Origin of the sequence: Microbispora sp. KK1-11, from assembly GCF_006874435.1 — a bacterium.
GTDB classification, from domain to species: Bacteria; Actinomycetota; Actinomycetes; order Streptosporangiales; family Streptosporangiaceae; genus Microbispora; species Microbispora catharanthi.
On the sequence record NZ_VIRJ01000147.1, the window covers coordinates 1 to 420 of the forward strand.

1 protein-coding gene is annotated in these 420 nt (G+C 73.1%); it reads right to left on the reverse strand.

Features of this window, described 5'->3' with window-relative positions:
* Nucleotides 1-420: transposase (locus tag FLW16_RS43140; RefSeq protein WP_142566737.1), on the reverse strand; the 420-nt coding region annotated here is incomplete at both ends.

Below are 420 nucleotides of genomic sequence, written 5' to 3' on the forward strand. Positions count from 1 at the left end.
CTGGTTGCGATGGCGCGGTGGCGTTTGAGCCGGTTGATGCCGCATTCCACAGCATGACGGGCGCGGTAGTCGTGGGCATCGAAGGCGAAGGGTCGACCGCCGCGGCTGCCCCGCCGCAGGCGCGCGGCGATGCGATCGGCTGGTTCGGGGATGGTGCACCTGATCCCGCGACTGCGTAGGTGGGCGCGGATCGCGCGGGAGGAGTAGGCCTTGTCCGCGCGCACCACCTCAGGCCGGGTGCGGGGTCGGCCGGGCCCGAGCCGGGGAACGCGGATGCCGGCCATGACGGCCTGGAACTGTGGGGCATCGCCCCGCTGTCCGGCGGTCAGTACCAGCGACAGCAGCCGCCGGCCCTGCTCGCAGGCCAGGTGCAGCTTGGTCGACAGGCCACCGCGTGAGCGTCCCAGCGCGTGGTCGGCC